A 20,102-nucleotide genomic window follows, 5' to 3' on the forward strand; every position below is an offset into this window, starting at 1 on the left:
GTGTTGCCGTCCACCGCCGGGGCCCCCGCGGGTACGCTCGCCTGCGGTGATCTTCGACGGGCGGCCGGGAGGGGTCCGGAATGCTGAGGGAGAGAGCGTGACGACGACGGGCAGACGCGCCCTGCTCGTCGCGGGGGCCTCGGCCGCCGCGACGGCCGTGACCGGTTGCACCTCCGGCGACGGGGGCCCGCGCCGCCCGAGCGCCGCCGAGGAGGCGGCGGCCCGCGAGGCCGAACGGGTGGCCCGCGCCGAGGCGGCCCTCCGCCGCCGCGCGGTGACCGCCTCACGGACCCTGCTCGCACGCTACGACGCCACCCTGGCCGCCCATCCCGCGCTCCACGCGCGCGTGGACCCCCTCCGGACCTCGGCCGCCGCCCATGTGCGCGCCCTCGGCGAGGCCGACCGCCCGGCCCCCGGCACCACGACCCCTGCCGCGGCCTCCCCCGGTACGGGCTCCGCCGGGCGGGCCGTGCCCGCCGACCCGAAGGCCGCGCTGCGGGAGCTCGCCGCCGACGCGCGGGCCGCTTCCGACGCGCACACCGCCGAGCTGCTCGCGGCGCCGCCCGAGTACGCCCGGCTGCTCGCCTCCGTGGCCGCCGCCGGAGCCGCCCACGCCTACCTCCTCACCGAAGGAGCCCGCGCATGAGCGCCCTCCAGGCGGCGCAGGCCGCCCTCGCCGCCGAGCACGCCGCCGTGTACGGCTACGGGGTCGTCGGCGGCCGGGTCGCCGAGGAGCGCCGGGCCGAGGCGACCGCCGCCTACGAGGCGCACCGGGCCCGCCGGGACGCGCTGCGCCGCACCGTCCGCGACCTCGGCGGCACGCCGGTCGCCGCGGCCGCCGCGTACGAGCTGCCGTTCCGGGTGGCCGACCCGGCGGGCGCGGTGCGGCTCGCGGCCGTCCTGGAGGACCGGGTGGCCGGGGTCTACTCCGACCTGGTGCGGGCCGGAGACGGGGCGCTGCGCCGGGAGGCCGCCGCCTCGCTGCGGGAGGCCGCGGTCCGCGCGGTGCGGTGGCGCGGCAGCGACGTAACCTTTCCTGGGCTCGCCGAGCGGGTGTGAGTCCGGCCCCCACCAGCTCTGACCACCCCGCCCCAGCAGAAGGAACAAGGCACGCATGGGTTTCGAAGCGCCCCGGCGACTGGTCACGGCCCTCCACGAGAGGTACGGCGACGCCGCCGCGGACGGCTGGCTCGGGCGGCTCCCCGGCCTCGCCGAGCGGGTGCCGGAGGAGGCGGGCCTGACCGTCGAGCGGGTGGTGGCCCCCGGCGGGCGCGACAGTCTGCTGCTGCTGGTCCGGGACGCCGAGGGCGAGCCCGCCGCGCTGAAGATCGCGCCGCCGTTCACCCGTCCGGAGCTGGAGCGGGACGCGCTCGCGCACTGGAACGGCTGGGGCGCGGTCCAGCTCCGCGCCGAGGCCCCGGAGGGCTCCCTCGTCCTCGAACGGCTGCACCCGGAGGTGTCCCTCCGCTCGCTGCCGGAGGCCAAGGCGCTCCTGGAGGCGGCCGGGACCGTACGGAAGCTGTGGGTGGACCCGCCGGCCGGGCACGGCTTCGACACCGTGGCGGGCCGCACCGCGCGCCAGGCGGAGGCGATGGAGCGCTACCGCGCCGACGACGCCACCGGGGGTCTCGCGGCCGCCGCGCTGGCCGCCCGCGAGGAGCTGCTGGCCGGGTCCGCGGAGGAGCTGCTGCTGCACGGGGACTTCCGGCAGGGCAAGGTCCTCGGCGGCGACCGGGTGCCCTGGCTGGCCGTCGGCCCCGATCCGGTGGTCGGCGAGCGCGCCTACGACCTCGCGCGGCTGGTCAGGGAGCGGGTCGAGGACCTGGTGGCCTCCTCGGCGGGCGCCCCGGCGGCCCGGCGGCGGGTCAACCGGCTGGCCGACTCGCTCGACGTCGACCGGGAGCGGCTGCGCGGCTGGACGCTCTTCCGGACCGTCGAGTCCGGCACGCGGGCGCTGACCGGCGGGCGGCGGCAGGAGGCCGAGTGGCTGCTGGAGTTCGCGAGCTGGCTGTGAGTTCACGGCCCTCTTGGTTCACGGCCTCTTAGTTCACGGCCCTCTTAAGGGGGGAATACCCTTTTTGTATCCCTTTCCGAGGGGGCCGTGATGATCGAAGACATCCTGCTGGCGGTCGCGGGAGCGGGTGTGGCCGCCCTGGCGTACGTCAGCGCGGCGGCGCGCGTGGTGAAGCAGTACGAGCGGGGCGTCGTCTTCCGCTTCGGCCGGCTCCGCGGCGAGGTGCGCGCGCCCGGCTTCACGATGATCCTTCCGGCCGTCGACCGGCTCCACAAGGTGAACATGCAGATCGTCACGATGCCGGTGCCCGCCCAGGAGGGCATCACCCGGGACAACGTGACGGTGCGGGTCGACGCGGTCGTCTACTTCCGTGTGGTGGACGCGGCGGAGGCGCTGGTGCGGGTCGAGGACTACCGGTTCGCGGTCTCGCAGATGGCGCAGACCTCGCTGCGGTCGATCATCGGCAAGAGCGACCTCGACGACCTGCTGTCCAACCGCGAGAAGCTCAACCAGGGCCTGGAGCTGATGCTGGACTCCCCCGCGATCGGGTGGGGCGTGCAGATCGACCGGGTCGAGATCAAGGACGTGTCGCTGCCGGAGACGATGAAGCGCTCGATGGCCCGGCAGGCGGAGGCGGACCGGGAGCGGCGCGCGCGGCTGATCAACGCGGACGCGGAGCTTCAGGCGTCGAAGAAGCTGACGGAGGCGGCGCACCAGATGGCGGAGGCGCCTGCGGCCCTCCAGCTCCGGCTGCTCCAGACGGTGATGGCCGTCGCCGCCGAGAAGAACTCGACGCTGGTCCTGCCGATCCCGGTGGAACTCCTCCGCTTCCTGGAGCGGGCCACGCCGCCGGCGGCAGCCCAGCAGGCCCCTCCCCCGCCACCTCCGGCCCCGCTGCCGCCCGTTGAGGACCTCACGGGCCCCTCGGTCGACCCGGCGGCCTGACGGCGGAGACGGCGACGCCGTCCCGCGCGGGTGCGCGGGACGGCGTCGTTACGTGTCGGCTACGCGGTGAGCGCGGCGAGGGCCTCCTCGACGGTGAGCTCCTCGCGCTCGCCGGTGCGGCGGTCCTTGAGCTCGACGACGCCCTCCGCCGCGCGGCGGCCGGCCACGAGGATCTTGGGGACGCCGATGAGCTCCGCGTCGGTGAACTTGACGCCCGGGGAGACGCCGGCGCGGTCGTCGACGAGGACGCGGAGCCCGGCGGCGGACAGCTTCTCGGAGACCTCCAGGGCCAGCTCGGTCTGGAGCGCCTTGCCCGCGGCGACGACGTGGACGTCGGCGGGCGCGACCTCGGCCGGCCAGCACAGGCCCTTGTCGTCGGCGGTCTGCTCGGCGAGCGCCGCGACGGCGCGCGAGACGCCGACGCCGTAGGAGCCCATGGTCACGCGGACCGGCTTGCCGTTCTGGCCGAGGACGTCGAGCTTGAGCGCGTCCGCGTACTTGCGGCCGAGCTGGAAGATGTGGCCGATCTCGATGGCGCGGTCCAGCTTGAGGCCGGTGCCGCACACGGGGCACGGGTCGCCCTCCTGGACGACGACGACGTCGACGTACTCCTCGACCTCGAAGTCACGGCCCGCGACGACGTTCTTCGCGTGCGTGCCCTCCTCGTTGGCGCCGGTGATCCACGCGGTGCCGGGGGCGATGCGCGGGTCGGCGATGTAGCGCACCTTCTCCAGGCCCTGGGGGCCGACGTAGCCGCGGACGAGGTCGGGGCGGCCGGCGAAGTCGGACTCCGTCACCAGCTCGACGGCGGCGGGGGCGAAGTGGGCCTCGACCTTGTCCATGTCGACCTCGCGGTCGCCGGGGACGCCGACGGCGACGATCTCGCCGTCGACCTTCACCAGGAGGTTCTTGAGGGTGGCGGAGGCGGGGACGCCGAGGTGTGCGGCGAGCGTCTCGATGGTGGGGGTGTCGGGGGTCGGGACGGGCTCCAGGGCCGGGACCGCCGAGCCGTCGACGGCCTTGACCGCCTGGTAGACCGCCTCGGTGTTGGCGGCGAACTCGCAGTTCGGGCAGTCGGCGAAGGTGTCCTCGCCGGCCTCGGCCGGGGCGAGGAACTCCTCGGACTTGGAGCCGCCCATGGCGCCGGCGGTGGCGGCGCAGATGCGGTAGTCGAGGCCGAGGCGCTCGAAGATCCGCTGGTACGCCTGGCGGTGCACGGCGTACGACCGGGCCAGGCCCTCGTCCTCGGTGTCGAAGGAGTAGGAGTCCTTCATGAGGAACTCGCGGCCGCGCAGGATGCCGGCGCGGGGGCGGGCCTCGTCACGGAACTTGGTCTGGATCTGGTACAGGATGACCGGCAGGTCCTTGTAGGACGAGCACTGGTCCTTCACCAGGAGGGTGAAGATCTCCTCGTGGGTGGGGCCGAGGAGGTAGTCGCCGCCCTTGCGGTCCTGGAGGCGGAAGAGCTCGGCGCCGTACTCGTCCCAGCGGCCGGTGGCCTCGTACGGCTCGCGGGGCAGCAGCGCGGGGAGGGTGACCTCCTGGCCGCCGATGGCGTCCATCTCCTCGCGGACGATCCGCTCGACGTTGGAGAGGACCTTCTTGCCCAGGGGCAGCCAGCTCCAGATGCCGGCGGCGGTGCGGCGGACGTAGCCGGCGCGGACGAGGAGCTTGTGGGAGAGGACCTCGGCGTCGGCCGGGTCGTCGCGCAGCGTCTTCGCCATCAACTGGGACATGCGCTGGACCGGTGCGTTGGCCATGGTTCTCGTACTCCTGCCGGGACTGAAGGTGATGGCCCCGAGGTTATCCGGGCGGCCCCGCCCGCGAGAAATCAGTTCCGGCGCGGCAGCGGCAGGGGGGCGCCCATGACGGCGTAGGGGCGGGCGGCGCTCGGGAAGTGGACCTGGCGGGCGAGGTCGGTGTAGCCGAGGGAGCGGTAGAGGCCGCGGGCCGGGGACTCCGTGTCGATGGCCGAGAGGATCGAGCGCTTCTCGTCGGCGGTGTCGGTGATGGTGGTGATCAGTCCGCGGCCGAGGCCGAGGCCCTGGTGGGCGGGGTGGACGTGGAGCTCGGTGATGACGAAGGAGGCGTCGAGCCAGTCGGCGGTGCCGGTGGCGCGGAGGTACGGCTCCACCACCGTGGACCACCAGTGGCCGCGGTCGTTGGGCATCCCGTACACGAAGCCGACGAGCCGCCCGTCGGGGGTGGTGGCGCCGAAGGCGCGGGCGCCGGGGTTCATCAGGTGGCGCAGCACGATGTGGCGGCGTACGGCGACCTCCTCGGCGTCGAGGCCGAAGGCGACCGCCTGCACGTCGAGGGCCTCGTCCACCCGGGCGGCGAGGTTGACCGGTCCGATCACGGCCTGTGCGTCGTCCATGCGGCGCACCCTACAAGTGCCCGCCGGTTCAGAACAGGACGCTCATGAAGGCGCCGGTCTCGCGGAAGCCGACACGGCGGTACGCGGCGCGGGCGGGGAGGTTGTAGTCGTTGACGTACAGGCTGACGACGGGGGCGACGTCGGCGAGGGCGTACTGGAGGACGGCGGCCATGCCGGTCTCGGAGAGGCCCTTGCCGCGGTGTTCGGGGGCGACCCAGACGCCCTGGATCTGGCACGCCTGGCGGGTGGCGGCGCCGATCTCGGCCTTGAAGACGACCTTGCCGTCGTCGATGCGGGCGAAGGAGCGGCCGGCGCCGACGAGTTCGGCGACCCGGGCCTGGTAGAGCAGTCCGCCGTCGCCGGCCATCGGGGAGACGCCGACCTCCTCGGTGAACATGGCGATGCAGGCGGGCATGATCGCGTCCATCTCGTCCTTGCGGACCCGGCGGACGAGGGGGTCGGGGGCGACGGTGGCGGAGGGCTCCTCGGTGACCATGAGGGGCTGGTGGGCGCGGACGTCGCGGGCGGGGCCCCAGGCGGGTTCGAGGAGGCGCCAGAGCTCGGCGGTGGGTCCGGCCGGGCCGACGATCGAGGAGCAGCGGCGGCCGATCCGGCGGGCCCGGTCGGCGAAGGCGCGGACGGCCTCGGGGGTGGCGCAGATGGGGACGAGATTGGCGCCGGAGTAGCAGAGCGAGGTGAGCCGGCCCTCGGTGTACCAGCCCCACATCTCGCCGCCCAGGCGCCACGGGTCGAGCCCGGCGACGCGGACGCGGGCGGTCACGAAGGCGTTCTCGACGGGGGCGCTCTCCAGGACGGCGAGGGCGGCTCCGAGGTCGGCGGGTTCGAGGACCCGGGTGGTGGTCTGTGTCAACACGAGGGGGCCTCACCGTGCGGTTCCGCTGGTCCTGGCACCTTACCCCCATGACCTGGGAAGGACCCCCGGGCATGGCGGAACCCCGCCGCCCCCGGGAGGGGCGACGGGGTTCCGGAACACACGGGGAGTGCTCAGCCGGCGATGGCGACGGTGGGCTCGCCGCTCATGACGCCGTCCTTCTCCATCTGCTCGGCGATCTTGAGGGCTTCCTCGATGAGGGTCTCGACGATCTTCGACTCGGGGACGGTCTTGATGACCTCGCCCTTGACGAAGATCTGGCCCTTGCCGTTGCCGGAGGCGACGCCGAGGTCGGCCTCGCGGGCCTCGCCGGGGCCGTTGACGACGCAGCCCATGACGGCGACGCGCAGCGGGACGGTCATGCCGTCGAGGCCGGCGGTGACCTCCTCGGCGAGCTTGTAGACGTCGACCTGGGCGCGGCCGCAGGACGGGCAGGAGACGATCTCCAGGCGGCGCTGGCGGAGGTTGAGCGACTCCAGGATCTGGATGCCGACCTTGATCTCCTCGGCCGGCGGGGCGGAGAGCGAGACGCGGATGGTGTCGCCGATGCCCTGGGACAGCAGCGCGCCGAAGGCGACGGCCGACTTGATGGTGCCCTGGAAGGCTGGGCCCGCCTCGGTGACGCCGAGGTGCAGCGGGTAGTCGCACTGGGCGGCGAGCTGACGGTACGCCTCGACCATCACGACCGGGTCGTTGTGCTTGACCGAGATCTTGATGTCCTGGAAGCCGTGCTCCTCGAAGAGGGACGCCTCCCACAGGGCGGACTCGACGAGCGCCTCGGGGGTCGCCTTGCCGTACTTCTTGAGCAGGCGGGCGTCGAGCGAGCCGGCGTTGACGCCGATGCGGATCGGGACGCGCGCGTCACCGGCCGCCTTGGCGATCTCCTTGACCTTGTCGTCGAACTGCTTGATGTTGCCCGGGTTGACGCGGACGGCGGCGCAGCCGGCGTCGATCGCGGCGAAGACGTACTTCGGCTGGAAGTGGATGTCGGCGATCACCGGGATCTGCGACTTGCGGGCGATCGTGGCGAGCGCGTCGGCGTCGTCCTGGGTGGGGCAGGCCACCCGGACGATCTGGCAGCCGGAGGCGGTGAGCTCGGCGATCTGCTGGAGCGTGGCGCCGATGTCGGACGTGCGGGTCGTCGTCATCGACTGCACCGAGACGGGTGCGTCACCGCCGACGGCCACGCTGCCGACCTGGATCTGCCGGCTCTTGCGGCGCTCGGCGAGCCGGGTCGGGACGGTGGGGATACCGAGAGAAATCGCGGTCATGAGTGTGTGCAACCTCAAGGTCGTGCGTCGGCGGGCTCAGGCTTCCGAGGTTACCGCCCCTGGGGCGGGAGGCCGGACACGGCGGTGTACGGCCTCCCTGGGAGCTACGTCAGCTTCACCGGGTTGACGATGTCGGCGGCGAGGACGAGCAGGGTGAAGCAGACGAAGACGCCGGCGACCACGTAGGCGGCGGGCATCAGCTTGGCCACGTCGAAGGGGCCGGGGTCGGGGCGCCGGAAGAGCCGGGCCGTGTGACGGCGGACGGACTCCCACAGGGCGCCCGCGATGTGGCCGCCGTCGAGCGGCAGCAGCGGGAGCATGTTGAACAGGAACAGCGAGACGTTGAAGTACACCAGCAGGTTCATGAACATGACCAGGATGCGCTCCGGCGGGAGGTCCAGGTTCATGAGCTCGCCGGTGATGCGGGCGGCGCCGACGACGCCGACCGGGGAGTCCTCGGCCCGCTCGCCGTCGCCGAAGGTGGCGTCCCACAGGCCGGGGATCTTCCCGGGGAGGGTGACGACCGATTCGACGCCGTTCTGCATGAGCTCGCCCATGCGGTCGGTGGTCTCGACGAAGGTCAGCGGCGCGACCTCGGTCTTCGACGCGAAGCCGAGGTAGCCGGCCTTCTCGTAGGCGAGCGGGCGGGCGACCTGCCCGTTCTCGTCCTTCTTCAGGACCTCGTTGGCGACGAGCATCGGGTGCAGGTCGAGGCGCTGCCCGTCCCGCTCGACGGTGACGGTGGCGGGGCCGATGGTCTTCCGGATGTGGTCCGAGAGGGTGTCCCAGTCGGAGACCGGGGTGCCGTTGAAGGCGACGATCGTGTCGCCGTCCCGCAGCCCCGCCTTGTGCGCCGGGGAGGCCGGGTCGCCCGCGGCGCAGACGTCGCGGTTCGCGCTCTGCTCGATGACGCACTTCTGGACGCCGGCGACCTTGGTGGTCTGGCCCTCGATGCCGAGGGTCATCAGGGAGCCGTAGAACAGGCCGAGCGCGAGGACCAGGTTCATGAACGGGCCGGCGAACATGACGATCACGCGCTTCCACGGCTTGCGCGTGTAGAAGAGCCGGGACTCGTCGCCGGGCTGGAGCTCCTCGTACGACGCCTCGCGGGCGTCCTCGATCATGGTGCGCCAGGGCGAGGTGGAGCGGGCCTCGATCTTGCCGTCCGCGCCGGGCGGGAACATGCCGATCATGCGGATGTAGCCGCCGGCCGGGATGGCCTTGATGCCGTACTCGGTGTCGCCGCGCTTCTTCGACCAGAGCGTGGGGCCGAAGCCGACCATGTACTGCGGCACGCGGATGCCGAAGAGCTTGGCCGTGGAGAGGTGGCCCAGCTCGTGCCAGGCGATGGAGACGAGCAGACCCAGGGCGAAGAGCACCACGCCCAGGACTGTCAGGAGCACTTCCGTCATGCGCGCGCCTCCGCGGTTGCCTTCGCTGCGAGCTCTCGGGCCCGGGCACGGGCCCAGGTCTCCGCTTCCAGGACGTCCGGCACCGTCAGGGAGGTTCCCCGGGTGGGCCGACCGTGTTCGGTGACGACCGCCGTGACGGTGTCCATGATGCCGTTGAACGGGAGCCGCCCGGCGAGGAACGCCTCCACGCACTCCTCGTTGGCGGCGTTGAAGACGGCGGGGGCGGTGCCGCCCAGCTCGCCGACGTGCCGGGCCAGGTTCACCGACGGGAACGCCTCGTCGTCGAGCGGGAAGAACTCCCAGGTGGAGGCGGTCGACCAGTCGAAGGCGGGGGCCGCGTCCGGGACCCGCTCGGGCCAGCCGATGCCGATCGCGATCGGGCCGCGCATGTCCGGCGGGGTGGCCTGGGCGAGGGTGGAGCCGTCGGTGAACTCGACCATGGAGTGCACGTAGGACTGGGGGTGGACGACGACCTCGATGCGGTCGAACGGGATGTCGTAGAGGAGGTGCGCCTCGATGACCTCCAGGCCCTTGTTGACCAGCGTGGCGCTGTTCACCGTGATCACCGGGCCCATCGCCCACGTGGGGTGGGCGAGCGCGTCCTCGCGGCTCACGTGCTCCAGCTCCGCGCGCGTACGGCCGCGGAAGGGGCCGCCGGAGGCCGTGACGACCAGCTTGCGGACGTCGGCGCGGGTGCCGGCGGCGAGCGCCTGGAAGAGCGCCGCGTGCTCGGAGTCGACCGGGATGATCTGGCCGGGCTTCGCGAGGGCCTTCACCAGCGGGCCGCCGACGATCAGCGACTCCTTGTTGGCGAGGGCCAGCGTGCGGCCCGCCTCCAGGGCGGCGAGGGTCGGCGCGAGACCGATGGAGCCGGTGATGCCGTTGAGCACGGTGTGGCACGGGGAGGCGGCGAGCTGGGTCGCGGCGTCGGGGCCGGCCAGGATCTCGGGCAGCGGCTCGGAGCCGTACAGCGCCCTCAGGGCCGTACGCAGTTCTCCGGCGGCCTCCTCGCGCGCGACGGCGACCGCGGCGACCCCGAGCCGGTGCGCCTGCTCGGCGAGGAGCGCGACCCGGCCGCCGGAGGCGGCCAGGGCCGTGACCCGGAAGCGGTCGGGGTGGCGCAGCACCAGGTCGATGGCCTGGGTGCCGATGGATCCCGTCGAGCCGAGGACGACGATGTCCCGGCGCCCTTCGGCGGCGTCGAAGGCGATGTGCGGGTCGGCGAGAGGAGAGGGGCGGTCGCTCATGCCCCCCATTCTTGCCCCAAACGCTGTGCGCTCTTCACGGGGTCCGGGTGAACGCGCCGAATCCGCCGAACACGCGGTGGAAGTCGGGGAAGGTCTTCTTCACGCAGCCGGGGTCGTCGAAGGTGATGCCGGGGGTGCGCAGGGCCGCGACCGCGAAGGACATGACGATGCGGTGGTCGCGGTGGGTGGTGATCTCGACGGGTCCGGCGGGGGTCCCGGGCTCGATCTGGATCCAGTCGTGGCCGGTGGTGACGGTGATGCCGAGGCGGCGGAGGTTGTCGGCGCAGGCGTCGAGCCGGTCGCACTCCTTGACCCGGGTGTTGGCGACGTCCTCGATGAGGACGGGCCCGTCCGCGAAGGGGGCGATCGCGGCGAGGGTCGGCATGGTGTCCGAGATGTCCCGCATGTTGACCGTGAGTCCGCGCAGCGTGCCGGTGGAGCGGACGGTGGTGGACTCCGCGGTGACCTCGACCTCGGCGCCCATGCGGCGCAGCACCTCCACGAAGGCGAGGTCGCCCTGGAGGGCGCCGGTGCCGAGGCCGGGGACGGTGACCGCGCCGCCGGGCTGGAGGGCGGCCGCGGCGAAGAAGTAGCTCGCCGTGGAGGCGTCGGGCTCGATCGCGTACGTCCGGGCGCGGTAGCCGGTGGGGGCGACCCGGTAGGTACGGCCCTCCCGGGTGACCTCCGCGCCGAAGGACCGCATCATCGCGAGGGTGATCTCGACGTACGGCTCCGAGACCAGGTCGGTGACCGTGATGTCGAGGCCCTCGGCGGTGAGCGGGCCCAGCATCAGCAGGGCCGTCAGGTACTGGGAGGACTGGCCGGCGTCGAGGGTGAGCGCGCCGCCCCTGACGCCGTCGGCGTGCACGGCGAGCGGGTGGTGGCCGTCCTTCTCCCCGTGCCGCAGGTCCACGCCGAGCTCGCGCAGGGCGGTGGTGAGCGGGCCGAGGGGGCGGCGGCGCATCTGCTCCGAGGCGTCGAAGCGGAAGGTGCCGTGGCCGGCGGCGACGAGGGCGGGCAGGAAGCGGGCGGTGGTGGCGCCGTCGCGGCAGTACACGTCGGCCTCGGCGGTGCCGGGGCCGGCGGGGCGGCCCTCGATGTGCCAGGCGCCGGGCTCCTGGCGTACGGAGTAGCCCAGGGCGCGGAGCCCTTCCGCGAAGCCCTCGGTGTCGTCGGAGACGAGCGGACGCAGGAGGGTCGTGGTGCCCTCCGCGGCGGCCGCGAGGAAGAGCGCGCGGGCGGTGACGGACTTGGAACCGGGGATGTCGATGACGGTCACGCGCGTCATCCTGCCGCGCCGGACGGACCGCCCGTCGGCCCGTTCCGGTCCGTGGACGGACGGGGGCGGGTGGGGGCGGGCGGGGGCAGGCAGGCGGGACTTCAGCGGGCCGGAAGGGGGCCGGAGACGTACGAAAGGCGGTCCGAGCCCCCGCACAGTGGGCTCGGACCGCCTGGTCTCGTGGCGCGTGTCCTACAGGGCGAGGCCCGTGAGGACGAGGACGCGCTCGTAGGTGTAGTCGTCCATGGCGTACGCGACGCCCTCGCGGCCGACGCCGGAGCGCTTGGCGCCGCCGTACGGCATCTGGTCGGCGCGGTACGAGGGGACGTCGCCGACGATCACGCCGCCGACCTCCAGGGCGCGGTGGGCGCGGAAGGCGGTCTGGAGGTCACGGGTGAAGATGCCGGCCTGGAGGCCGAAGTCCGAGTCGTTGACCGCGGCGAACGCCTCGGCCTCGCCGTCGACCTTGGCGATCGTCAGGACCGGGCCGAAGACCTCGGAGCGGGCCAGGGTGACGCCGGCCGGGAGCTCGGTGAGGACGGTCGGGGCGTAGGTGGCGCCCTCGCGCTTGCCGCCCGCGAGGAGGGTGGCGCCGGCCGCGACGGCCTCGTCCACCCAGGACTCGACGCGCTTCGCGGCGGCCTCGTCGACGAGCGGGCCGACGTCGGTGGCGTCGTCCGCCGGGTCGCCGGTGACCTGCGCCTCGACGGCGGCGACGATCTTCGGCACCAGGCGGTCGTAGACCGAGGCGTCGGCGATCACGCGCTGCACGGAGATGCAGGACTGGCCGCCCTGGTAGTTGGAGAAGGTCGCGATGCGGCTCGCGGCCCAGTCCAGGTCGGCCTCGGAGGACCAGTCGGGGAGGACGACGGCGGCGGCGTTGCCGCCCAGCTCCAGGGTGCAGTGCTTGTGCGGCACGGACTGCTGGATGGCGTAGCCGACGGTGTCCGAGCCGGTGAAGGAGATGACCGGGAGGCGCTCGTCCTGGACCAGGGCGGGCATGCGGTCGTTCGGCACGGTGAGGATCGACCAGGAGCCGGCCGGCAGGTCGGTCTCGGCCAGGATCTCGCCCAGGATGAGGGAGGAGATCGGGGTGGCCGGGGCCGGCTTGAGGATGATCGGGGCGCCGACGGCGATGGCCGGGGCGACCTTGTGGGCGCTGAGGTTCAGCGGGAAGTTGAAGGGCGCGATGCCGAGGACGACGCCCTTGGGTACGCGGCGGGTGAGGGCGAGGCGGCCCGCGCCGCCGGCCTCGGTGTCCAGGCGCTGGGCCTCGCCGGCGTTCCAGCGGCGGGCCTCCTCGGCGGCGAAACGGAAGACGGAGACGGCACGGCCGACCTCGCCGCGGGCCCACTTGATGGGCTTGCCGTTCTCGGCGGAGATGACCTGGGCGATCTCCTCGGTGCGCTCGGCGAGCCGCTTCGACACGTGGTCGAGGGCGGCGGCGCGGACGTGCGCCGGGGTGGCGGCGAACTCGTCGACGACCGCGTGGGCGGCCGCGACGGCCTCCTCGACCTGGGCCTCGGTGGGCACGGCGACCTTGCCGACCAGACGTCCGTCGTACGAGTTCGTGACGTCGAAGGTGGTGTCGCCGGTGGCCTCGCGGCCGGCGACCCAGAAGGCGTGGGTGGTCGTCATTGCGTGTCCCGGCCCTTTCCGTTTCGGGTGTGAGCGGTTGCCCCGTGCGGGCGGTTGCTCTCCAGACACGTTAGGGCCGGGACCGGCGCGTGACGTTTGTCCGTGATGGAGTGGTGGCGGCCCCGGCCTGTCCGCTTCGGCCGAAGAGCCGGGTCGGCGCTGCGCCGGGTTGTGGGCTTCGCCGGGTCAGCGCTCCTCGTACGCGGTGAGGGGGCGCGGGTAGCCGTCGCCCCAGCGGACGGCGATCAGCCGGTCCCCGTACCCGAGGACGTCCTTGATCTCGCCGGACGACCGGCCCACCGAGTCGGGGAAGGTGCGCTGGTCGCGCACCTCGCCGGTGTCGGCGTCGAAGACGAAGAGCCCGTCCTCGCCCGACGCCCCGTAGAGGTCCATCAGCGCGGCAACCCTGCCGCCCGCCACCCGCAGGCCGATGACGTCGTCGAGGTCGTCCACCTCCATCCGCCAGAGCCGCTGTCCGCTGCGCAGGTCGAAGGCGGTGAGGACGTCGTCGTAGTCCGCCTCGTCCGCGAGGGTGTAGAGGCGTCCGTAGGCGACGCGCGTCAGCGCCGGTTCCGTGGCCGGGTCGTTGAGCCGGCCGTTGACGACGCCGGACGCGATACGGCCCTGGGGGCGGGCCTCCCCGTCGAAGGAGAGGAACGTCGTGGCGCCGGACTCGTCGAGACTCATCGTGCTCACCACGAGCGGATCGGCGGAGACGAAGGCCGGCGTGTGGGTCAGGGGGTCGACGACCCGCCGCTCGTCGAGGGGCGAGACGCCGCGCACCCGCCCGTCCGCGGGGTCGAGGACGGCGAGCCGCACGTCCCGGCGGTCGCAGACGAGCAGCGCCGCGACCCGGCGCTCGGCCGCGGCGACCCCGTACGGCACGCAGCCCTTCGGCATCCGCGCCGACCACCTGGGCTTGCCGGTCCGCAGGTCGAAGGCGCGCAGGGCGCGGTCGGGGCTGAGCCTGCCGGGGTCGCCGAGCGTCGACTCGTACCGCCAGTCGTCGTCCTCGTCGCGCAGGACGGCGAGACCGCCGCCGACGGCGACCAGGTCCCGCTCGGCGCTGACCTCGCCGTCGGCGGCGGTCCTGGTGGTGCGCCAGAGCTCACGGCCGGTGGTGAGGTCGAGCGCGACGACGTCGGCGCAGCCCTTGCCCTCCTGGTCACCGACGGGGACGGTGGGCGTGCCCTGGGCGATCAGGGCGACGCCGTCGTCGGTGGTGGCGCCGGTGGCGCAGATCGCGTCGCCCGCGGCCGGCTCGTACCGCCAGCGCTGCCCGCCGGTGCGGGCGTCGAAGCCGGTGACGCCGTCGGCGCGGCTGCGGACGAGCGTGTCGCCGACGGCCCAGGCGGCGTTGCCGGAGACCGAGTCGGTGGCCTCGGACGGGGTGTTCCAGACCTCGCGCATCGAGTCGCCGGGGAGGTAGCCCTCGCCCGCGAGGACGCCCGCGGTGATGGCGCCGCAGCCGGCGAGGAGGGCGAGGAGGACACCGCCGACGACGGTGTAGCGGAGGCGGCGGAGCGAGGACTCGGACGCCGCGTCGCGGTTGCCGCCGGTGCTATTAGAGCCCTTGGTGCCCTTGGTGCCTGTGCCCTTGGAGCCCTTGGCGCCTGTGCCCTTCGCGGGCTTCCCCGCCGGTCTGCCGGGCTTCGCCCCTGTCGCCATCCGGATCCCCCACCCCTGTCGCCATGCTCACGACCGATCGATACGAGGGATCAGCGTAGGGCCCCGGAGTGGGCCCGTATCGCGCCCGGGACGATCTTCGCCGTCAGCCCCTGCGCTCGGTGGTGACGATCAGGCAGACGGCCGCCACGACGATCGCGCCGCCGAGGAGGATCGGCCAGGTCAGGGCCTCGCCGAGGATGAGCGCGCCGAGCAGGACGGCGACGACCGGGTTGACGTACGCGTAGGTGGCGGCGAGCGAGACCGGGGCGGACTGGAGCAGCCAGGCGTACGCGGTGAAGGCGATCAGCGAGCCGAAGACGACCAGGTAGCCGAGGGCCACCCAGGAGCCGGTGGAGACCGCGGCGGGGTCGAAGCCGTGGTGCTCGCCGCGGAGGAGGCCGACGGCGATGCCGCCGAGACCGCCGGCCAGCATCTCGTACACGCTCGCGGTGAACGGGTTGGCGGGCAGCGGGAGGCGGGCGGAGGAGACGGTGCCGAGCGACCAGAGCAGGGCGGCGAGCAGGACGAGCAGCACGCCGCCGATGCCGACGTCGCCGCTGAGCCCGGGGAGGGTGAGGACGGCGAGACCGGCGAGGCCGATCAGCACGCCGCCGTACGCGCCGAGCCCGGGGCGCTCGCCGGCGGCGGTGCGCAGCACGACGACCCAGACGGGGACGGCGGCGACGAGGAGGGCGGCGAGGCCGGAGGGGATGGTGGTCTCGGCGAGGTTGACGAGGCCGTTGCCGCCGAGGATGAGGAGGAGGCCGACGAGGGCGGCGGAGCCGAGCCGACGCCGGTCGACCTTGAGGGCGGCGGGGCCGTGGCGCCAGGCCACGAGCGCGGCGAGGAGCAGTCCGGCGACGATGAAGCGGGCGCCGGAGGCGAGGAAGGGCGGGACGGTCTCGACGACGATCCGGATGCCGAGGTAGGTGGAGCCCCAGACGACGTAGACGATGCCGAGGGCGGCCCAGACGGCACCGGTGATGCGGCGGGCGGCCGGGGCGGCGGGAGTGAGGGTGGGCGCGGGGGTGGGTATCTGGAGCCGCTTCGGCTCGACGGGGGTGCTCTTCGGCTCGGCGGCGGGGCTTGTCATGAGCAGGAGATTAGGGATTCCGTACGCATCCGACCAGGAATTCTGCCCGTCTCCGGGCAGGGAGACGCCGATCCTGCCCGGAGACGGGCAGGATCGGCGCCGCCGGAGCTACTTCTCGCCCTCGCCCGTGGTCTTGAGGGCCAGCCACAGCTCCATGCGGACGTCCGGGTCGTCGAGCGAGCGCCCGAGGATCTCCTCGACGCGCCGCATCCGGTAGCGCAGGGTGTGCCGGTGGACCCCGAGGTCGGCCGCGGCGGCGTCCCACTGCCCGTGCCGGGAGAGCCAGGCGCGCAGGCTGGCGACGAGGTCGCCGCGCCCGGTGGCGTCGTGGTCGCGCAGCGCCCGGAGCATGCCGTCGGCGAAGGCCCGTACGGCCTCGTCGGCGAGGAGCGGCAGGACGGAACCGGCCGCCAGGTCCTCGTGCTCGACGAGGGCGCGGCCCCGGCGGCGGGCCACCGAGAGGGCCTGCTCGGCCTGCTTGTACGCGGCTGCCGCGGTGACCGGCCCGGCGGCCGCGGAGAGCCCGACGACCACGCCGGCGTCGTCGGCCTCGCGCTCGGCGTACCCGGCGCAGGCGGAGACGACCGCGCCGCCGTCGCCGGCGAGGACGATGAGCCGGTCGTCGCCCTCGGGGACGGTGAGCACGGCCTCACCGGCGCGGGCGGCGGCGGCCTCCAGGGCCTCGGCGAGGACGGGCAGCGGAAGCTCGGCGGAAGCGGCAGCGGTCTCACGGCCCCCGGCCCCAGGCGTTGCCCCGGCTCCGGCGGGCTCGGCGACCAGCAGCCGGAAGGGCGCGTCGAGCAGACCGCCGTACACGTCCCCGGCGACGGCGCGGGCGTGCTCCGGCTGACCGGCGAGCATCATGCGCAGGACGGCGGCGCCGAGCCGGTGTTCGGCGGCCTGGAGGGAGCGGGAGCGTTCGGTGGTGAGGGTGAGGAGGGCGATCGCGGAGTGGACGGCGTACCGCTCGGCGGTGCCGAGGGGCGCGGCGGTGCCGACGGCGAGGGCGCCGCGGACCCGGCGTCCGGTCCCGAGCGACTGGAGCTCGACCCGGTCGTCGGTGCCGCCGACGACCGCGCTGGCGGGGGCGGGCCGCTCGCGGAGCCGCTCGACGTCGGGGGTGAGCCGGGCGGCGCGGCGGGCCGCCCACTCCGGCGAGACGGCGACGACGGAGCCGGAGGCGTCGTAGAGCGCGGCCCAGCCGTCGACGTGGGCGGCGAGCCGGGCGACGACCGCGTCGGGCCCCTCGGCGAGGGCGGCCCGGGTGAGCTCGCGCTGGGCCTCGAAACCGGCGGTGACGGCGCGGTACTGGTCGGCGGCGATGGCGGCGGAGACGGCCTTGCTGATGGCGAGGAAGGGGGTGCGGCGCGGCACTTCGAGCAGCGGCAGGTGCTCGGCCCGGGCGGCTTCGAGGAGGGCGCCGGGGATCTCGTCGTAGTTCACCCCGACGGCGAACCCGAGCCCGACGACCCCCGCCCCGAGCAGCCGCCGCACGTACCGGCGCATCGCCTCGGCGTCCTCGGCGTCGAGGGTCAGGGCGGTGGTCAGCAGCAGCTCCCCGCCCTCCATGTACGGCACGGGATCGGCCAGCTCACTGACGTGCGCCCACCGGACGGGCGTGTCGAGACGGTCCTCCCCGGCCCGGACCACGAGCCGGAGGGAGGAGTGCTGGACGAGCGAGGCGAGGGTGGGCGGCATCGGAAACCGGCGGACCTTTGAGCGGGGGCCGAACACGCGACACCCGCGCCCGGCAACGGAAGAACGCCGCTGGGGAGGGCGGCCCACCCGATTGTGCCAGGGCGGCCGGAGGGTCGCTCTCAGCTGCGCAGGTCGACCAGGAGCGGCGGCGTGTGTTCACCCCGCACGTGGGTGAGGGAGAGGACCGCGTGGCCGGGCGGCACGCCGTGCGCCAGGTCGGAGGCGGACCAGCGCTCCCGCTCGACCTCGCGGACGGTCACGGCGTCGCTGGTGACGGCCCTGCCGGTGACGAGTTTGCGCACGGCGTGCGCCACCCGGGTGAGGGGTTCGTCGGAGCGGACGGTCCGGCTGGTGACGTCCCGGGTCTCGACCCATTCGGTGCCCCAGGTCTCCGCGAACCGCTTGCCGTCCCAGGTGGTGACCCCGGCGAGGGCGAACCGGCAGCCGACCGCCCCGAACAACGGGGTGCGCAGGTGCTCGGGGACGTCCTCGACGGTACGGAGCCCGAGGACGACCCCGGCGTGGGCGGAGCGCAGCCGCTGGAGGCCCCGCACGGTCTCGGCGGTCAGGGTGTGCGCGGCGTCGTCGAGCACGAGGCAGGCGAAGCGGGAGCGGTCGGTCCGGCCGACGGCCCGGCCGAGGAACTGGGCGAGCACGAGCCGGGTGAGGAGCCTGGAGGCTTCGGCGTGGCCGGCCTCCGGCAGGTCGATCCGGACGCGCACGGGGTGCTCCAGGGCGCGCATGGTGAACGGCGTGCTCGCCCCGGAGGTGTCGAAGAAGTGGGCGAAGGCGGGTCGGTCGAGGAGGGCGACCCGGTCGGCGAGGCGGGTGGCCGGGTCCCCGTCGGCGCCCTGCTGGCGTGCGCGGGCGTCGAGTTCGCGGACGAGGGAGGCGTGGCCGGTCCGTTCGAGCGAGGCGCGCAGGGCCTGGAGGCGCGTGGCGTCGCCGTCGAGGAGTTCGCGGAGCTCGGGGACCGAGGGGAAGCGGTGGTGGACGGCGTGGAAGGGGCCGAGGAGCTGGGCGAGCGTGGTGGTGGCCCGGCGGGTGTCGGTGGTCTCGGCCGCCAGGACGTCGGCGAGCAGCGCGGCCGCCCTGTCCGGGTCGGAGGTGCCGCCGTAGAGGTCGAGGTCGTGCGGTGACGCGGGGTCGCCGACCCGGATGACGACGTCGAACGCCTCGTCCGGGCCGAGGGGCGCGGAGTCGGAGCCGACCACGACGACGGCGGCCTGTCCGGCGAGCGCCTGGAGGCACAGGGACTCGACGAGGGGACGGACGACCCGGGTCGTCTTGCCGCTGCCCGAGGGGCCGACGACGAGCATGCCGGTGCCGAGCACCTCGGGGTCGAGGGCGAGGCCGGTGGTGCGGCGCGCGTACGGGTTGCGGGAGGTGTCCGTGACGGTGCCGAGGCGTACCTGCCGGAGGGCGAGGTCGTGCGTGCCCGTCCGGCCGGCCAGGGCGCGGGCGCCGGAGGGGTGCAGGAAGGCGGCGGCGCCTCGCGCGTGGACCTCGCCGACGAAGGCCGCCTGCCGGTCGGGGGTGTGGCCGGCCGATTCCCAGGCGGTGCTGATCCGGGCGTGGTCGACGTCGTTCATGGCGCCGGAGGCGGCCTCGGCGGCGAGCCGGTCGGCCGCCTCGGTGAGCCCCGCGGCCCTCAGCCCGGGCCAGTCGGCCAGGTCGGCGGTGCCGGGGGTGGGGGGCCCGGGGGCCGCGGCGGCTCCCGCCGGCGGGGTCGGGCGGCGCAGGCCGAGCCAGACGAAGGGGAGGGCGGTGGCGAGCGTGAGGAGCAGCGTGGCCGTGTCCTCCATCTCCAGGTTGGCGAAGACCGCGTCGGGCCCCGTCAGGTCGTACGGCAGCATCGAGAGGACGAGGGGGCGCAGCGGCAGCCAGTCGCCGCGGACGAGGGCGACGGTGAGGAGGCCCGCGAGGGCGGCGAGGAGGAGCTGGGCCGGGCGGCCGCGCTCCCGGACGAGCCGGTTCCAGGCGTACGGCCAGCGGCCGAAGCGGCCGATCCCGCCGAAGATGGCGGCGAAGAGGACGAAGCGGTAGACGGCCAGGGCGATGGGGCCTCCGGTGCCGGGGGCGGGCGCTCCGCCGAGCGGGCGCCACCAGTCGCCGGGGGTGAAGAGCCGGATCGGCACGCTCCAGTAGGGGATGTAGCCGTTGCGGAGCAGCGACCAGAGCAGGACGGCGACGAGGAGGGAGATCGTCGCGCCGGCGAGCACGGTCCGCAGGGGGGTCTCGTCCGGCTCGCGGTCGGGGCGGGGCACGTGTCCGTACCGCCAGACGCCGGGGGCGGCCTCGGGGCGGGGCGCGCGCAGCCAGTCGGCGAGCGTGCCGCCTCCCCGCCCTGCGGCGGGTGCGGAGGCCGGCTTCGGGGGTGCGGAGGGCGGCCTGGTTCCGGGCATCGGCGGGACTCCGGCGGGCGCTCCGGCCGGGCGGGGGATCCCGGCGTGCGGACGCCCGTCGTGCGTGCTCCGCGAGCCGTGTGTGCCCTCGAACTCCATGTCCCCTGCCCCCTGGCCCTTCGACTCCGCGGCGCTGTCGTCGGGGCCCAATCTAGAGCCTCGG

The 20,102-nt window shown here is 74.3% G+C and carries 16 protein-coding genes; 4 read left to right on the top strand and 12 right to left on the bottom strand.

Annotation, left to right across the window (positions count from 1 at the left end):
• The first annotated feature begins 97 nt into the window (after window positions 1-97).
• From ACFXMG_RS24685 to ACFXMG_RS24700, 4 genes are all read left to right on the top strand, one after another.
• Window positions 98-646 (top strand): hypothetical protein, encoded by a 549-nt coding sequence (locus ACFXMG_RS24685; protein ID WP_383830892.1) that lies wholly within the window; start codon window positions 98-100, stop codon window positions 644-646.
• The gene (locus tag ACFXMG_RS24690; RefSeq protein ID WP_383830889.1) at window positions 643-1,059 is read left to right on the top strand and encodes a ferritin-like domain-containing protein; all 417 of its coding nucleotides are present in this window, start codon (window positions 643-645) and stop codon (window positions 1,057-1,059) included. Before ACFXMG_RS24685 ends, ACFXMG_RS24690 begins: the two co-directional genes overlap by 4 nt.
• A 55-nt stretch (window positions 1,060-1,114) precedes the next feature.
• Complete coding sequence (locus ACFXMG_RS24695) at window positions 1,115-2,014, top strand: aminoglycoside phosphotransferase family protein (RefSeq protein ID WP_383830886.1); 900 nt, start codon at window positions 1,115-1,117, stop codon at window positions 2,012-2,014.
• A gap of 90 nt (window positions 2,015-2,104) precedes the next feature.
• Window positions 2,105-2,959, top strand: a complete 855-nt coding sequence (locus tag ACFXMG_RS24700) for a slipin family protein (protein ID WP_384119646.1) — start codon at window positions 2,105-2,107, stop codon at window positions 2,957-2,959.
• A gap of 59 nt (window positions 2,960-3,018) precedes the next feature.
• Here ACFXMG_RS24700 and ACFXMG_RS24705 read toward each other — a convergent pair whose 3' ends face one another.
• The 12 genes from ACFXMG_RS24705 to ACFXMG_RS24760 all read right to left on the bottom strand — a co-directional run bounded on the left by ACFXMG_RS24705 (window position 3,019) and on the right by ACFXMG_RS24760 (window position 20,038).
• On the bottom strand, window positions 3,019-4,719 hold the full coding sequence (locus ACFXMG_RS24705) for a proline--tRNA ligase (RefSeq protein ID WP_383827693.1): 1,701 nt from the start codon (window positions 4,717-4,719) through the stop codon (window positions 3,019-3,021).
• Window positions 4,720-4,790: 71 nt separating this feature from the next.
• Window positions 4,791-5,336 (bottom strand): GNAT family N-acetyltransferase, encoded by a 546-nt coding sequence (locus ACFXMG_RS24710; RefSeq protein ID WP_383827691.1) that lies wholly within the window; start codon window positions 5,334-5,336, stop codon window positions 4,791-4,793.
• Between the two features lie 28 nt (window positions 5,337-5,364).
• The gene (locus tag ACFXMG_RS24715) at window positions 5,365-6,210 is read right to left on the bottom strand and encodes a GNAT family N-acetyltransferase (protein WP_383827689.1); all 846 of its coding nucleotides are present in this window, start codon (window positions 6,208-6,210) and stop codon (window positions 5,365-5,367) included.
• A 131-nt stretch (window positions 6,211-6,341) separates the two neighbouring features.
• Entirely contained in the window at window positions 6,342-7,499 is a 1,158-nt protein-coding gene (gene ispG / locus ACFXMG_RS24720) for a flavodoxin-dependent (E)-4-hydroxy-3-methylbut-2-enyl-diphosphate synthase (RefSeq protein ID WP_383827687.1), read from the bottom strand.
• Between the two features lie 104 nt (window positions 7,500-7,603).
• Window positions 7,604-8,911 (bottom strand): M50 family metallopeptidase, encoded by a 1,308-nt coding sequence (locus tag ACFXMG_RS24725; RefSeq protein ID WP_383827685.1) that lies wholly within the window; start codon window positions 8,909-8,911, stop codon window positions 7,604-7,606.
• A complete protein-coding gene (gene dxr / locus ACFXMG_RS24730; protein ID WP_383827683.1) occupies window positions 8,908-10,158 on the bottom strand; it encodes a 1-deoxy-D-xylulose-5-phosphate reductoisomerase in 1,251 nt (416 codons plus the stop codon). The genes ACFXMG_RS24725 and dxr overlap by 4 nt, the downstream gene beginning before the upstream one ends.
• 34 nt (window positions 10,159-10,192) lie before the next feature.
• Window positions 10,193-11,437, bottom strand: a complete 1,245-nt coding sequence (aroA, locus tag ACFXMG_RS24735; RefSeq protein WP_383827681.1) for a 3-phosphoshikimate 1-carboxyvinyltransferase — start codon at window positions 11,435-11,437, stop codon at window positions 10,193-10,195.
• 192 nt (window positions 11,438-11,629) lie between these two features.
• A complete protein-coding gene (locus ACFXMG_RS24740; RefSeq protein ID WP_383827679.1) occupies window positions 11,630-13,075 on the bottom strand; it encodes an aldehyde dehydrogenase family protein in 1,446 nt (481 codons plus the stop codon).
• Between the two features lie 186 nt (window positions 13,076-13,261).
• The gene (locus ACFXMG_RS24745) at window positions 13,262-14,743 is read right to left on the bottom strand and encodes a PQQ-binding-like beta-propeller repeat protein (RefSeq protein WP_383827677.1); all 1,482 of its coding nucleotides are present in this window, start codon (window positions 14,741-14,743) and stop codon (window positions 13,262-13,264) included.
• 103 nt (window positions 14,744-14,846) lie between these two features.
• The gene (locus ACFXMG_RS24750) at window positions 14,847-15,836 is read right to left on the bottom strand and encodes an EamA family transporter (protein ID WP_383827675.1); all 990 of its coding nucleotides are present in this window, start codon (window positions 15,834-15,836) and stop codon (window positions 14,847-14,849) included.
• A 108-nt stretch (window positions 15,837-15,944) separates the two neighbouring features.
• Entirely contained in the window at window positions 15,945-17,534 is a 1,590-nt protein-coding gene (locus ACFXMG_RS24755) for a PucR family transcriptional regulator (RefSeq protein ID WP_383827673.1), read from the bottom strand.
• Window positions 17,535-17,653: 119 nt separating this feature from the next.
• Window positions 17,654-20,038 (bottom strand): ATP/GTP-binding protein, encoded by a 2,385-nt coding sequence (locus ACFXMG_RS24760; RefSeq protein WP_383827671.1) that lies wholly within the window; start codon window positions 20,036-20,038, stop codon window positions 17,654-17,656.
• Window positions 20,039-20,102: the final 64 nt, after the last annotated feature.

It is taken from the genome of Streptomyces sp. NPDC059201, from assembly GCF_042754585.1.
Taxonomy (GTDB): Bacteria; Actinomycetota; Actinomycetes; order Streptomycetales; family Streptomycetaceae; genus Streptomyces.